Consider the following 15,668-nt stretch of genomic DNA (forward strand, 5'->3'; position numbering starts at 1 on the left):
ACTATTTAATAAAGCATCAAACCCAACAACTGTGAACGAACAATATTTTAAGTGGCATTCCCCCGTTTTGAACCGCGAAACAGAAATGCTGGTATTTGGCGAAGGCGGTTACCCGATTATTGCCTTTCCTACCTCTATGGGCCGGTATTATCAGAACCGCGATTTCAAACTTATTGAGAGCGTGGAATGGTATGTTAATAATGGATATGTTAAAATCTATTGTGTTGACGGTATTGACGAAGAAAGCTGGTATAATAAGAGTGTAAGTCCTGCAATCAGAGTGCAGAACCATTTGGTATATGACCGTTTCATTCATGATGAAATATTCACACGCGCTCTGAGAGAAACAGGCAAGTCAAAGGTGGCTGTGGCCGGCTGTAGTTTTGGCGGTTATCATGCCACGAATTTTGCCTTCCGTTATCCTGAAAAAGTGGGTTACCTCTTCAGCATGAGTGCGGCCTATGATATCAAGCCACAGTTGGACGGTCATTACGATGATGATGTCTATTACAATAATCCAACGGATTACCTTCCCGGACTTGAAAACCCTGCACTTTACGAAATGGGTATTGTGTTAGGTGCAGGCGAACATGATATTTGTCTCGAAGCAAATAAAGAACTTTCTGAAATCCTGAATAAAAAAGGGATAAAACATTGGTTGGATATCAGGATGGGCGCTGTGCATGACTGGCCAATCTGGCGTGAGATGTTTCCCCATTATCTCTCTCAAATGAAATTCTAATTGCAGATTTCCAAATCACCTGCAGCAATCGTTCAGTATTACTTTCCATTTAAATAACTTAAAACTTCTCATGAAAAAAATCGGAATTCTCTTCGGCATGGAACGCACGTTTCCCCAGGCCTTTATCGACAGGGTGAACTCAAAGAACATTGAAGGTATAACGGCAGAAGCTGTTAGCATCGACAAGGTAGCTCAGGCTTATTCATCCGGATACGACGTGATCATTGATCGCATTTCCCAGGATGTTCCTTTTTATCGTACCTATCTTAAGAATGCGGCATTGTGTGGAACAGCGGTTCTTAACAACCCATTCTGGTGGAGCGCAGATGATAAATTCTTCAATAACTGCCTGGCTATAAAAATAGGTGTACCGGTTCCTAAAACGGTCATCCTCCCTTCTAACGAACATCCGACAGACACAACCTCTGATTCTTTTTCCAACCTGGTAACACCGCTCGATTGGGAAGCCATGTTCGGATACATTGGTTTTCCCGCTTACATGAAACCATACGCCGGTGGCGGATGGAAAAGCGTTTATAAGATCAGCGATGCAGATGATCTGTTTGCCAAACATGCGGAAACCGGTCAGTTGGTGATGCTGTTGCAGGAAGAAATTCAATTTGATGCGTATTTCCGCTGCTATTGCCTTGGTGGAAAGTACGTCAAAATCATGCATTATGAGCCACGCAATCCGCATCATTTAAGGTATGTTGCTAATCACAATGTTTCTGATGAACTGATGCAAACCGTTCATGACTATACATTGAAATTGAACCACGCTTTAGGATACGATTTCAATACAGTTGAATTTGCTGTTCGTGATGGTGTACCTTATGCGATTGACTTTTGTAATCCTTCACCTGATGCCGACAAGCATTCCGTTGGCGAAGAAAATTTTGAATGGGTGGTGGAAAACGCAGCGAATATGGCCATTGAAAAAGCACTCGCTCACAAAGATGGCGCTGACAACCTCACATGGGGCACTTACATCAAAAATGCAGCGCGGGGATTGGGCATTTCAAAAGAAGGTTGATATCATAATTGCGAAACACGAATGATGTTGTAAAGGAATCACAAGACAAAATTTGTGAACCGGCTAACTGATTCGTGTTTTGTTACTTAATTTGCTGCCATTAGCCTAACCTACAAACAAAACCATGGTGAATAAACTTTTCACGATAGGAATAGAAGAGGAATTCATGATCATTGATCCTGAAAGCCGTGAGCTGGTATCGCACCTGCACCAGGTAGTAGAAGGCGGAATGACCGTTTTGAATGAACAGGTGAAAGCAGAAATGCACAAGGCAGTAGTTGAAGTTGGCACTAATATTTGTCATGATGTAAAAGAAGCGCGTAAGGAAGTCAAGCACCTTCGCAGCATCATTTCTAATATTGCCAAAAAGCAAGATTGCCTGATTGGTGCAGCAGGAGCGCATCCGTTTTCGCGCTGGCAGGATGCGATTATTACTGATCATCCCCGATACCAGGAGATTGTAAATGAAATGCAGGATGCTGCACGTTCTAACCTGATATTTGGCTTACATGTGCATGTGGGAATTGATAACCGGCAGACAGGCGTGCAGATCATGAATGCAGTGCGGTATTTTCTTCCGCACATCTTTGCTTTGTCAACCAATTCACCCTTTTGGCTGGGAAGAAATACAGGTTATAAATCGTACCGCACGAAAGTGTTTGATAAATTTCCACGCACCGGTATCCCTGAAAATTTTACGACTGCCTCTGAGTTTGATGAATACATTGCGCTGCTGGTGAAAACCAATTGCATTGACAATGGAAAAAAAATCTGGTGGGACCTGCGGTTGCATCCTGTTTTCAGCACGCTTGAATTCCGGATTTGCGATGTACCGATGCGCGTGGATGAAACGATTGCGCTCGCCGCGATTATGCAGGCCGTTGTCGCGAAGCAGCACAAGTTGATGCAACAAAACCTAACCTTCCGTACCTATAAAAGAGCACTCATCAACGAAAATAAATGGCGCGCCGCACGATATGGTATTGAAGGCAAGCTGATTGATTTCGGAAAAGAGGCGGAAGTTCCTTTTCAAAGTTTGCTGGATGAACTGATCTCCTTTGTAGACGATGTAGTAGATGAACTTAACTGCCGGGAAGAAGTGAATTACCTGCAGGAAATAGTGAAAATGGGCAGCGGCGCTGACCGTCAGTTAAAAGTGTTCAATGAAACCAACGACCTGAAGAAAGTGGTTGATTATATTGTGGAGGAGACGAACGTGGGGTTAGATTGATTACCGGATTTCTATCAATATAAAATTTTATTAACTTCGGATGCAAATATTTCGCATCTATGAAATTTATATTCCTCCTAACAATCTGTATTGTAGCATCAAGATTGGCTCTTTTTGCACAACCCGGAACTTTGGATTTGACATTCGGTATAAACACTCACATTACTACTGATATTTCATATAATTACAGAGATTTTGCTAATGCAGCTGTGAGGCAGCCTGATGGTAAAATTGTACTGGTCGGAGCATACTCTTTTTACGATTCCTATTGGGGAGAACAGTTCAGTTATTTTGCTTTAGTGAGGTATCTTTCAAATGGAGAACCGGACAGCACTTTTGGTGGAGATGGAAAAATTACCCTATCGGCAGTTTGCTATGAGGCGGAAGCAAATTCAGTATTAGTTCAACCCGATGGTAAAATTGTTGCCGGAGGAAGCGGAATAGTAAACTGTGAAAACAGCGATTTTATGCTTGCAAGATTTAATGCAGACGGAAGTAATGACAACTCATTTGGTTCTTCAGGAAACGTCACTACCGATCTTGATCCGGATGAAAGTGATGGAATAAGTTCTATAGCTCTTCAGAGTGATAATAAAATTGTAGCAGTAGGTTATTCAGGTCTGGATGATAGTGACTTTTCGATTGCACGCTACAATCCGGATGGTTCACTTGATGTCACCTTTGGCATTGGAGGTATCGTTCTTGTTGATTTTAACGGCGAATATTCGGCTGCAAATGCTGTTGTTATTCAGAGTGATGGAAAAATAGTGGTAGCCGGATATGCAGAAGACGACATTGCCCTGATAAGATTACTACCCGATGGTTTGCCGGATGCTACTTTTGGCATAAATGGAAAGGTCATTACGGATGTTCCCTCCACGACTGGTTTTATTTCCTGCGCAGCCATTCAGTCAAATGGAAAAATAGTGGTTGCAGGAAATTATGATGATTACAGTCAATCAAAATTTCTTGTGGTTAGGTATTCCGGCGAGGGAGTGGTAGACAGTTCTTTTGCAGAAAATGGTTTTTTTATCCTTGATATTCCGAATGACGGTGAAGCAATTAGTTCTTTACAAATTCAACCCGATGGAAGATTAGTTGTGGGGGGATATTGGAATAATTACGGAACAAATCCTCACAGAAACTTTGCCGTTGCGAGAATAAAGACCAGTGGAGCACTTGACAATACATTCGGTGAAGATGGGGTTGTCGTTTATGATTTTGCAGGATTTTATGATCGTGCATCTTCTATCGTTTTAGAACCGGATGATAAAATTATTGTGGCGGGTTCAGCCAGTGTGGGCTCGGATTATGATTTTGCATGGATCAGGTTGAATGCGGATGGTTCAATAAATAACTTTCCTCCGGATGGGAAGGTAACACTCAGCTTTGCAGAGGATGTTTATGATTTTGGCCATAAAATACTTATTCAACCCGATGATAAAATATTAGAGATTGGTCACACCTACATTTTTAACAAAGACTATTTTGCGATCTCCAGGTTTTTACCTGATGGTTTACGGGATACTTCATTTGGTATTGGTGGAAGAATAACTCATGCCTTTTCAAGCACCGGCAATGAGGCTTACAGCGGAGCACTTCAACCTGACGGTAAGATCATTGTATATGGAACCGCATCTTATTGGGAGCATTCTATAGTTGTTGCCAGGTTAAATACTGATGGTTCTCTTGATAGCACATTTGGAAATGATGGAGTGGTGAAATATGTATTGGGGGATGAAGAAGTAGAAGCAAGAGACATTGCACTTCAACCAGATGGAAAAATTCTGGCAGCCGCTGCCTATGAAGAATTCGGAACGAACACATTGATTAGATTTAATTCCGATGGATCAGTTGATAGCAGTTTTGGAAACTATGGAGAGATCCTTTTGGAAAGTCAGATATATGCTGTAGCAATTCAACCAGATGGAAAAATTCTGCTCGCCGGTAAAACCGTTTGGGGTACGTATGGCCCGGACTTCGTCTTATACAGGTTTCTTCTCAACGGAACATTAGATAATACTTTTGGCTCATCTGGGAAGGTGTCAACTGATTTTGGAAATTTCATTGTGGATTGTGTTCATGCTGTGATGCTTCAGTCAGATGGGAAAATTGTCTGCGCAGGTACAGTAGACCCAATTGCTTCTTATAGCATGATAGGTTTAGTCCGCTATAAAACAAATGGTGAAATAGACCCGGATTTTGGTGTTGAAGGGAAAGTTACAACAAGTAACCCCGACACCGATCTTGAAGGATTTGCTGCTCTTTTGCTTCCTGACCATAAGATCGTAGTTGCAGGATCGGTAGAAAGTGATTTTGTTTTGGTAAAATACCATAACAATGGAGGAATTGATCAATCGTTCGGATCACAAGGCATTGCAATAACCGATTTTAATGGGGAGAATGATATAGCTTATTCATTAGGCCTTCAGTCTGATGGAAAAATTGTAGCCGGTGGATATGTTTATGGGACAAATGGTGATTTTGGGTTAGCAAGGTATCTTAATGACATTGAAGTAAATACAGATGATATTACTCCCAACAACCTTTCTATATCCATATTCCCTAACCCTACAGATGGCATCGTGCATATTCAATCAAACGAAATATCCCTGGCTGAGACAACTATAAATGTGTATTCAATGACTGGTGAAAAATTGCTTCAACAGAAATTTGGTGCAATTGGTAACCAGCCTGAACAAATAGATTTATCCGGATTCTATTCGGGAATGTATTTCATAACATGTTCTACTCAAGATGCGATCTTCAGGCAAAAAATTCAGGTGATAAAATAATTAGAAGCGCCGTTCTACAAAGGCCATTTTCAACTAATTGTTGTATCAATTTCTATACACTTGCAGATGTATTGATGCATTTAATTTTCCGCCTGTGGAAAATTAATTCTGTGTTAATTCTATATTTGAACCTTATTAACAGAAATTTGATTAATGGTCTGTTAAATTGACCGATCAAAACACCACCAGAAAGTAGTTTAGCCACTATCATGGAGAAGCCGACAATCAAAGTAGCCATTCTCGACCTTTACAACCGCGAGAAGAATGAAGGCATGCGCGGTATCCGTTCCCTCCTTTACCTTGAACGGCAAAAAACGGATGCAAGGGTTCGCTGGGATGTTTACGACGTTCGGGATGCGGCGGAAGTGCCTGATGATAGTTATGATGTATATATTTCATCCGGCGGTCCGGGAAGCCCGCTTGCAAGTGGTGAACACTGGGAGAAAAATTACTTCAGGCTGATAGACAATTTGTGGGAACACAATTTGAAAAATACAGACCAGAAAAAACATGTTTTTTTCATCTGTCACTCCTTTCAGTTGATTTGCCGGCACTGGAAAGTGGGAGAAGTTACCAGGCGAAGATCCACTTCCTTTGGTGTTTTTCCTATGTATGCAACTAATGAAGCGGTTAATGAACCACTTTTTGAAAAATTACCTGAACCTTTTTACGCTGTTGATTCTCGCGATTACCAGGTAATTCAGCCCAACCAAACCCTTATGGATCGCGAGGGTTATCAATTGCTCGCACTTGAAAAACCAAGGCCACATGTAGATCTCGAACGTGCGATGATGGCTGTCAGGTTTTCCGATGAATTCTTCGGCACCCAATTTCATCCTGAAGCCGATCCGCAAGGTATGTTGCGTTACCTTGCACGTCCTGATAAGAAAGAACACGTAATCAAACATCATGGTGCTGAAAAATATTACCAGATGGTAGATTATCTTGACGATCCGAATAAAATTATATTGACCCAACAAATTATACTTCCTTCCTTTTTAACCAACGCCTTTAAAAAGGTACTTGAAACTGCTGACCTTGTCCCCGAGACAAGGATGAATCACGCCTTTGAAAAATTTTCCGGCTGATTTGCAAAAATATAAAGGAGCTGTATCAGCAGCTTTCTCTTCCTATTAATGAAATGCGCTTCCCTGCTATTTATCACAGTGCTGCGCTCTGCAGTATTTATCTATTTTTGAGGCTGTTCAAATTCAATAGCAATGGTTCCCTACTATCGTGAAAAATACAATGCTCAATTTACTGCTGAAAAATACAGTCAATTCCTCGCTAATCTTAACCAGGAAGCCGGCTATCACATTGAATTCAGGATAGCGGAAACGCCGATTTTTGTTCCCCGTGATTTCGAAGATCAACTGATAGCCGGTGGCAATGAAATTCTGCGCACTGTTACTTCGCCTGAATACTATCATACTTCAGATCGTGCCATTCCGCCGCATTTAAGAGTACCGAACGAAGATCAAAAGCCTGGTACCATTGCAATAGATTTTGCCGTCTGTAAAAATGAAGCAGGTGAATTGTTGCCTCAGTTGATTGAGATGCAGGCCTTTCCATCGCTGTTTGCTTATCAGCATTGGCTGGCAGGAAAATTTCGTGAGCATTTTTGGGTGCCTGAAAACATGAGTCACCTGTTCAATGGTCTTACCAATGAATCCTACGTAGACAGAATCAGAAAGTGGATTGTAGCGGATGAAAATCCGGAAAATGTAATACTGCTGGAAATTGAACCAGAGAAACAAAAAACACGCGTTGATTTTGAACTGACCAAACAAATGTTGGGCATTCAATACGTATGCATCAGTAAAGTAATCCGGGAAGGAAGAAATTTGTTTTATGAAAAGGAGGGCCGTAAAATACCTGTGAAGCGTATTTACAATCGTGTAATATTCGATGAGTTTGTGAAACGAACCGATCTTCAATGCCAGTTTAATTTAACGGAAGATGTTGATGTCACCTGGACTGTTCATCCCAACTGGTTTTTCAGAATCAGCAAATTTTCAATGCCATTTATTGATAGTCCTTATGTTCCTGAAACACAGTTTCTGCACGAGGTAAAAACTATTCCCACCGATCTGGAAAACTATGTGCTGAAACCACTTTTTTCTTTCTCCGGGCATGGTGTAATGTTTGATGTGAAGAAGGAAGATATTGATGCGGTAAAAGATCCACACAACTATATTCTTCAAAGAAAAGTGCAATATGCACCCATCATTCAATCGCCCACAGGACCTGTAAAAGCAGAAATCCGTTTGTTATACGTCTGGCTGCCCGAAGAAACTGCGCCAAAATTAACTATCAATCTTGTGCGGTTGAGTAAAGGAAAAATGATTGGAGTGGATTACAATAAAGATCTGGATTGGGTGGGTGGAAGTGTGGGGTTTTATGAGCAGTAAATTGGAAATAAACCATCATCCGGCAACAAGAGAATTCTAAGTACCCGAAACTTCTTTCCTCCTTAATTTTATAATTCATATTATTTTTAGCACCCTTAACTACCAGTCTGCATGAAACGTGACGATCTCCTTTTCTCTCTTATCAACAAAGAACTTGAACGCCAGCGCAACGGCATTGAACTGATTGCTTCAGAAAATTTCGTGAGCGCGCAGGTGCTGGAAGCAATGGGCAGTTGCCTGACCAATAAATATGCTGAAGGATATCCGGGCCGCAGATATTACGGAGGTTGTGAAGTGGTGGATGAAGTGGAGCAATTAGCCATCGATCGTATCAAAGAATTGTTTGGAGCAGGTTATGCCAATGTGCAACCACATTCCGGCGCACAGGCGAATACTGCAGTTTTTCTTGCACTGTTACAGCCGGGAGATACGATACTCGGACTGGATCTTTCTCATGGTGGTCATCTCACACATGGATCGCCTGTGAACTTCTCCGGCAAATATTTCCGTGCTACTTTTTATGGTGTAGAAAAGGAAACAGGCCGTATTAACATGGATGAAGTGGAACGGGTAGCAACTAAGGAACAACCTAAGTTGATTATCTGCGGCGCATCAGCTTATTCGAGAGATTATGATTACAAGCGCTTCCGGGAAATTGCAGATAACGTGGGAGCTTTCCTGCTTTGCGATATGGCGCATCCTGCCGGTTTAATTGCTGCTGATTTGCTCAACGATCCGATTCCATATTGTCACTTTGTTACTTCTACTACGCATAAAACGTTGCGTGGCCCGCGCGGCGGAATTATTCTGATGGGTAAGGATTTTGAAAATCCATTCGGAATAAAAACACCGAAGGGCGAAACCAGGATGATGTCGTCACTAATTGACAGTGCTGTTTTTCCGGGTACGCAAGGAGGTCCGCTCGAACATGTGATCGCCTCTAAAGCGGTTGCCTTTGGCGAAGCGCTTTCCGAATCTTTCAGAACCTATATCAGCCAGGTTCAAAAAAATGCGCAGCGTATTGCCCAGGCATTTACAGATCGCGGCTATCAATTGGTTTCCGGAGGAACAGACAATCACCTGATGCTGATTGATCTTCGCAATAAGAATATATCAGGAAAGAAAGCTGAAAACACTTTGGTACGCGCGGAGATTACGCTTAACAAAAACATGGTACCCTTCGATGATAAATCGGCCTTTGTTACATCCGGCATTCGTGTTGGCACGGCAGCTATAACCTCACGCGGCATGAAGGAGGATCATATGCTTCAGATTGTGGATTGGATTGATAATATATTGTCCGATCCGGATAATGAAAGTCTGATCAGCAAAACCCGGCAAGACGTGCATGATTTCATGCAGCAGTTTCCGCTTTATGCCTGAATAACGCAGATTCTTACCCGACCGGTTTTATAAAAACCACCTGAAACACTTTACAGAAAGCGCTTTCAGAAGAACTTGCTATGTAATTATCTCCTCTTTTACTTGCAAATATTCTATTGAATAGGTAACATTTTCCGGAATGCTGCCGTAAGTGCAATTATCCCAGACTAACTATTTTTAGGTAACTCTTTAAAGACTTAGATTTTTATGACAAAAAATCTACACCCTGCCGGTTGTAAATGGTACTTCCTTTTTGTTTTCGTGAACTTACTTGCCGTATCCTATTCTATTACAGCGCAAAATATTTCACTTGGTTTATCAACCAGGAGATCCATTGGGCCGGATATATTTGGATTTGATGCCGGCACCACTATCCGTGGTGGATCTTCCTGTGTTAACCCATACCTGCTGGCCAAAATGCCTGCCCTTAAACCAAAGGTGTACCGCTTTCCGGATGGTGCTTTTGCAAACTGGTACAATTGGAGAGTAGGCTGGGTTTATGACGATGTCAACGTGCCGGAGAAATACGCTAATCTCACGAAGGTACCCAACAGCTTAGAGGATTATAAAATATTGCGCGATGCGTCAGGAGTGCAATCAACCATTCTTGATGTTAACATGCTTACTTCTACTATTACTGACCAGATAGCAATGCTGAAACATGCAGACTCCATCGGCATTCCTGTTAAGTATGTTGAGTTGGGAAATGAATTTTACCTGGAAGGGGATGAAGACTCCACTTACATCCTGGAAAAATATCCAACACCTTCAGATTACGGAATAGCCGCCAGCATTTGGGCAGATAGTATTCATAAATATTTCCCCGATGCCAAGATCGCTGCACAGGGCGTGTTTGATAAAAATTCCAAGCCGCGAAGAAAGATATGGAACGATAGTGTACTGGCTCATCTTCATGGAGAAGATGCAATGACTTTTCACTTTTATTATGGTTCAGCCGATGCCGATTCACTGGAAACAACTGCAGAAAAGTTAGATGTCAATATGCAGGATGTTCCCGACTGGCTGTACCAACCTTACAGGGCCTGGGAAATTTTAAGAGATAAATCTATCGTGAAAGTGCGGCCGGGAAAAGAAATCTGGATCACAGAATTCAACCTGTCAGATCATGAGCGGCCTACACACGGTTACTGGACGCACGGACTTTTTCTTGCCTTACAGAATTTACTTTTGCTTCAGGACGACCGCATTACCAAGATAACTCCACATGACATGTGTGGTACTGCAGTATATGGCAGTTATTTTTTTGATACGGAAGGATTCGAATTCGGGAATGGCATAGATTCCAATTTCGTGGCTACGATAGAGAAACCGACCACTACCTTTTGGGGTTTAACTGCTACCGGCAACAATACGATTATGGTAGGAAATGCCATGTATAATAAATCCACCGCTTCACCTATCCAGTTTTCGCCTAACCCTCAGGTGCTTGCTATTGAAAAAGATGATTCAATTTATTATAACGGACTATTCGGTTATCTTTTTAACAATGACACCGGCTCAGACGCATTGATCATTAATCTTACCGGTAATTCGCAAGTGCTGACCACCAATATCATGTTTCCTTCCGGAGGCACTTATGAGATGCGGTACGCTCCCGCGTTACGACTTATTGCAACTGCCGAAGATGTTACCGTCGTAAATGCAACATTACCTTCTTCATTTACAATAGCACCTTATTCTATTACGCGCATCAGTGCCAGTACCATTCCTGATGCTCCACCTACTGTTTCAATTACTGTGAACGGGCCCACCACATTTTGTGCCGGGGACAGCGTGCAACTGGATGCCGGTGCGGGACATATTTCCTATGTATGGTCTAATGGAAAAACAACCAGAAAAATCTGGGTAACAGCTACAGGTGATTATTCTGTAAAAGCGTACGATCATCCGGCTGGATATTATGGCGAAGCTGCCATATACATAACAGTGAACCCCAATCCAACCAAACCCAATATTAAGGTTACCGACAATAAAATATTTTGCGATGGAGGCAGTGCATTGCTTTACCTGGGACCTAATTTTACTTACACAAATGTTTCCTACCTATGGCCGCTTACCGGACATACTACTCCTTCAGCTTCCATCACAACCAGTGGCAATCATTATCTGAAAATCACCAGTATTGAAACAGGCTGTTATGCTGTGTCGGATACAGAAACCATAACCGTCAATCCATTGCCACAGCCGGTGATCAGTACCGTTGGACCACAGCAAGCCTGTTTTGATGCAGGAGTTACATTGCAGGTCAATCAGACTTACAATAGTTATGACTGGTCTGGAGGAGGAACACTGCAAACAAAAAAAATATACTGCCTCAGGTACGTATTGGGTGAATGTGAAAGATGCGAACGGTTGTAATGCCAATTCAAATGCTATTAGTGTAACAGTATGGGAGCCCGATTATCCGAACATTGTCCTCACAGGTCCCGCCATTTATTGCCTTGAATCGCCAAGTACATTATCAACTATTCCTGGTTATTCCTATCAATGGTGGAAGGGAAATACGGCGGTAACAGGTGCTACATCACAGACCTATATTCCAACATCGAGTGCACTCTACAAAGTAACCGTCACTGATGCGCATGGCTGTTTCAAGAAAAACTTTACGGGAGTTGATATCACAGTCAATTCACTTTCCGCTCCGGCGGTTACTGTTTCCAATGGCAACGTGCTCTGTCAGAATGAAACTACCCAACTAAGTATGCCTGCCGGTTATAGCAGTTATTTATGGTCAACCGGCACTACTGGAAATGAGATTACCGTTGGCAGTTCCGGTGGTTATTCCTGTACCATCAGCGACCTTAATAGTTGTGTTTCGACCAGTCCTGTAAAAATAATTACCGTGAATCCCTTGCCACAACCCGTGATAAGTGCGGCTGGTCCTACCTCATTTTGTTATGATCAAAGCGTTTCACTTTCGGCGCAACCGGGTTATATTAATTATACCTGGTCGAATGGAAAGACCGGCCAGAGTATTTCGGCCGAAACCAACGGACCCATCACAGTTACAGTAAAGGACGTAAATAACTGTTATGGCACTTCGTCCGCAGTTAATATTACTGTATGGGATATTCCTGTTCCGACCGTAAGCTGTAACGGACCCACCACTTATTGCATAGAAAATCCATCCACACTTACCACCATTTCAGGATACAATTACCAGTGGAAGAAGGGAACCACGTTACTTACAAACGCCACGAATCAAAACTATCAGCCAACTGTCACCAATGCGAATTATAAAGTAACAATTTCTGACTTGCACGGCTGCGCCAGAACTTCAGGCACCTTTGCAGTGAATGTAAATACAGGTACGCCGGCGTCATTAACAGTAACGGGAGGAACAACCATTTGCCAGGGACAGAGTACCAACATTGCAGCAACAGCAGGCTATAGTTCCTACCTGTGGCCGACAGGACAAACCACTGCTTCCATTTCTGTTTCTGCAGCAGGTAATTACTTTGTAACTACGACAGATGTCAACGGATGCACGGCAATTTCCACCCCCAAAACCATTATAGTGAATCCGTTGCCACAACCGGTCATCACAGCTACAGGAGCTACTTCTTTCTGCGATGGGGGAAGCGTAACACTTGATGCCGGAAGTGGCTATAGCGCTTATAACTGGTCGAATGGAAAATCAACACAAACAGTCAACATCACGGGTTCAGGAAATTATGCCGTTACGGTAACAGGTACCAATGGATGCGCTGCGACCTCGCTTCCTGTTGCAGTGACTGTCTGGATTCCGCCAAATCCGGTTATTTCAAGCAGTACAGGATCTGCCACTTTCTGTGCTAACGCTGGCGTATATCTCACAACACTGCCGGGATACGCTTATCAATGGCAAAAATCCGGGAGTAACATTGTCGGTGCAACACAACAGAATTATTTTCCCGCTTCCGGTGGTAGTTATAAAGTAATCATTTATGACAATCATGGCTGCTCGAAAACATCCGGCTCTTTTTCAATCACAGTAAATGCTCTTCCGGCACCGGTAATTTCAGGTGCTGCTACGGTTTGCCAGGGCTCGTCCATTGTTTTAAGTTGCGGCACCTTCACATCTTATACATGGTCAACAGGTGCTATTACTGCTTCCATCAACGTAAACACTGCCGGCACATTTGCAGTTACTGTTACTGATGCTAATGGTTGTTCAGGCACTTCACCTCAAAAAACTGTTACTTCTGGCCTGGCACTTGTTCCGGTTATTACGGCACAAGGTCCCACCCAATTCTGTGATGGCGGGTCTGTAACATTGGATGCCGGAAGCGGCTATTCCAGCTACCTCTGGTCAAATGGTAAAACCACGCAGACCAATGCAATCACGGCTTCGGGAAGTTTTGTAGTGACCGTCACCAATGCAAGTGGTTGTTCGGGAACTTCTGCGGCAGCTATAGTAGATGAATGGATTCCTCCAACGCCTGTAGTTACCACCAGTTCAGGGACCACAACTTTTTGTTCCGGCAGTGGCGTTTATCTTACCACAATAGGCGGTTATAGTTATCAATGGCAAAAGACAGGAACTAATATTTCTGGAGCTACCAATCAAAATTATTCACCCACAGTGGGAGCAAACTATAAAGTAATTATTACGGATAATCATGGCTGTTCAAAAACTTCTTCGGCTTTATCAGTCATCATCAACACAAGTCCGGCACCTGTAATTTCCGGTCCGGCAACGGTTTGTGTTGGGTCATCAATTGCTTTAAGTTGTGGCAGCTTCACTTCTTATGTATGGTCCACAGGTTCCAATGCTTCCACTATAAACGTGAATGCTGCGGGTTCCTTTAATGTAACAGTTACTGACTTAAATGGGTGTTCAGGCATTTCCCCTCAAAAGACGGTAGCGTTAAGTCAATTACCTGTGCCCATTATCACTACTTCCGGACCAATAGAATTTTGTGATGGTGGCAGTGTAACGCTTGACGCAGGCAGTGGTTACAGCAGCTACAACTGGTCAAATAGCAAGACCACACAAACCAATGTCGTGAGTGCTTCCGGAAGCTATGTTGTCACTGTCACCAATGCAGGTGGTTGTACAGGAACTTCTGCAGCGATGAATGTAACGGCCTGGATTATACCTTCGGTGAGTGTAACTGCAGTGGGGCCGATCACCTACTGCTTGAATTCAGGTACTTATCTTACTACACTCAGCGGACCGTATAACTACCAATGGCTTAAAGGCACAACCAATGTGATCGGCGCCACCAATCAAACATTTGCCCCTGTTTCCTCCGGCACCTATAAAGTGAAAGTGACAGATGTTAATGGCTGCAACAAAACGAGCAGCGGTCTTAAGGTTACTGTAAATCCGCTGCCGGCTTCCACCATCAGCATCAGTGGCAGCAACAGCATTTGTGCAGGACAAACAAAGACCATTACAGCCAACACAGGTTCAGGTCTTACTTATCTCTGGAAAAGAGAGGGTAATGTGATTGCCGGCGCTACAGCTTCTACCTATATAGCTTCACTTGCAGGTAACTATACTTGTGTTGTGACGAATTCATCGGGATGTGCTGTTACTTCCAACACCATAACGATCGTCATCAATTGCAAAGGTGATGCGCAAAATGGTATGGAAGGTGATCATGTTTCCTGGTTGATTTATCCAAATCCAACGAACCATGAATTGCACATCCGGATGAGCACAGGTGAAGTAGAAAGCGGAGACTGCCTCACAGAAATAAAAAACCTGATGGGTACTACCATCTGGTTTAATAAATCAACATTTATGGATCACTCCATTGAAACTGATTTATACCTTGACGCCGGCATTCCCGCCGGAATGTATTTCGTAGTGATACATGTGGGTGATATGATGTATCGTGCACCATTTGTGGTGAGCGGGAAATAATCATTGTTCGGAATTTTTCAGGCAGCACATACAATGTATGTGTTGCGTTTTTTTTCATCGAGAGTTGAAAAAATGTAACTTGAAGTGTGTATAATACTTACAATAAAATGTCAGCGAAGTAAACTTTCTGTGACCTCATGATTTATAGAAAGGCGTGTTATAAGTGATCGAATAAGGAAAGAAGTTGATTTTGCAAAT

Annotated in this window: 9 protein-coding genes; all 9 read left to right on the forward strand. The window is 42.7% G+C overall.

Going from position 1 to position 15,668, the window contains the following annotated elements; all coding sequences use genetic code 11:
• Window positions 1–31 precede the first annotated feature (31 nt).
• Window positions 32–742, forward strand: a complete 711-nt coding sequence (locus tag IPO83_03405) for an esterase family protein (protein MBK9730329.1) — start codon at window positions 32–34, stop codon at window positions 740–742.
• Window positions 743–812: 70 nt separating this feature from the next.
• Complete coding sequence (locus IPO83_03410) at window positions 813–1,775, forward strand: hypothetical protein (GenBank protein ID MBK9730330.1); 963 nt, start codon at window positions 813–815, stop codon at window positions 1,773–1,775.
• A 124-nt stretch (window positions 1,776–1,899) separates the two neighbouring features.
• Window positions 1,900–3,006, forward strand: coding sequence for a carboxylate-amine ligase (locus IPO83_03415; GenBank protein MBK9730331.1), 1,107 nt, complete (start codon window positions 1,900–1,902; stop codon window positions 3,004–3,006).
• 59 nt (window positions 3,007–3,065) lie between these two features.
• Window positions 3,066–5,801, forward strand: coding sequence for a T9SS type A sorting domain-containing protein (locus tag IPO83_03420; protein MBK9730332.1), 2,736 nt, complete (start codon window positions 3,066–3,068; stop codon window positions 5,799–5,801).
• Between the two features lie 209 nt (window positions 5,802–6,010).
• Window positions 6,011–6,889: a GMP synthase gene (locus IPO83_03425; protein MBK9730333.1), complete on the forward strand. Its 879-nt coding sequence runs from the start codon at window positions 6,011–6,013 to the stop codon at window positions 6,887–6,889.
• A 132-nt stretch (window positions 6,890–7,021) separates the two neighbouring features.
• Window positions 7,022–8,212 carry a hypothetical protein gene (locus IPO83_03430; GenBank protein ID MBK9730334.1) on the forward strand — a complete coding sequence of 397 codons (1,191 nt, stop codon included), beginning with the start codon at window positions 7,022–7,024 and terminating at the stop codon, window positions 8,210–8,212.
• 111 nt (window positions 8,213–8,323) lie between these two features.
• Window positions 8,324–9,595 (forward strand): serine hydroxymethyltransferase, encoded by a 1,272-nt coding sequence (locus tag IPO83_03435; GenBank protein ID MBK9730335.1) that lies wholly within the window; start codon window positions 8,324–8,326, stop codon window positions 9,593–9,595.
• A gap of 207 nt (window positions 9,596–9,802) precedes the next feature.
• The gene (locus IPO83_03440) at window positions 9,803–11,974 is read left to right on the forward strand and encodes a hypothetical protein (GenBank protein ID MBK9730336.1); all 2,172 of its coding nucleotides are present in this window, start codon (window positions 9,803–9,805) and stop codon (window positions 11,972–11,974) included.
• The gene (locus IPO83_03445; protein MBK9730337.1) at window positions 11,883–15,470 is read left to right on the forward strand and encodes a hypothetical protein; all 3,588 of its coding nucleotides are present in this window, start codon (window positions 11,883–11,885) and stop codon (window positions 15,468–15,470) included. Before IPO83_03440 ends, IPO83_03445 begins: the two co-directional genes overlap by 92 nt.
• The last annotated feature ends 198 nt before the right edge of the window (window positions 15,471–15,668 follow it).

The sequence above is a fragment of the Chitinophagaceae bacterium genome, from assembly GCA_016717285.1.
In the GTDB taxonomy this organism is placed as follows: Bacteria; Bacteroidota; Bacteroidia; order Chitinophagales; family UBA10324; genus JACCZZ01.

Excerpts from the sequence above, each read along its gene's own strand:
- IPO83_03410 (MBK9730330.1), top strand. The coding sequence starts at position 813 with ATGAAAAAAATCGGAATTCTCTTCGGCATGGAACGCACGTTTCCCCAG.
- IPO83_03415 (MBK9730331.1), top strand. The coding sequence starts at position 1,900 with ATGGTGAATAAACTTTTCACGATAGGAATAGAAGAGGAATTCATGATC.
- IPO83_03420 (MBK9730332.1), top strand. The coding sequence starts at position 3,066 with ATGAAATTTATATTCCTCCTAACAATCTGTATTGTAGCATCAAGATTG.
- IPO83_03425 (MBK9730333.1), top strand. The coding sequence starts at position 6,011 with ATGGAGAAGCCGACAATCAAAGTAGCCATTCTCGACCTTTACAACCGC.
- IPO83_03430 (MBK9730334.1), top strand. The coding sequence starts at position 7,022 with ATGGTTCCCTACTATCGTGAAAAATACAATGCTCAATTTACTGCTGAA.
- IPO83_03435 (MBK9730335.1), top strand. The coding sequence starts at position 8,324 with ATGAAACGTGACGATCTCCTTTTCTCTCTTATCAACAAAGAACTTGAA.
- IPO83_03440 (MBK9730336.1), top strand. The coding sequence starts at position 9,803 with ATGACAAAAAATCTACACCCTGCCGGTTGTAAATGGTACTTCCTTTTT.
- IPO83_03445 (MBK9730337.1), top strand. The coding sequence starts at position 11,883 with ATGACTGGTCTGGAGGAGGAACACTGCAAACAAAAAAAATATACTGCC.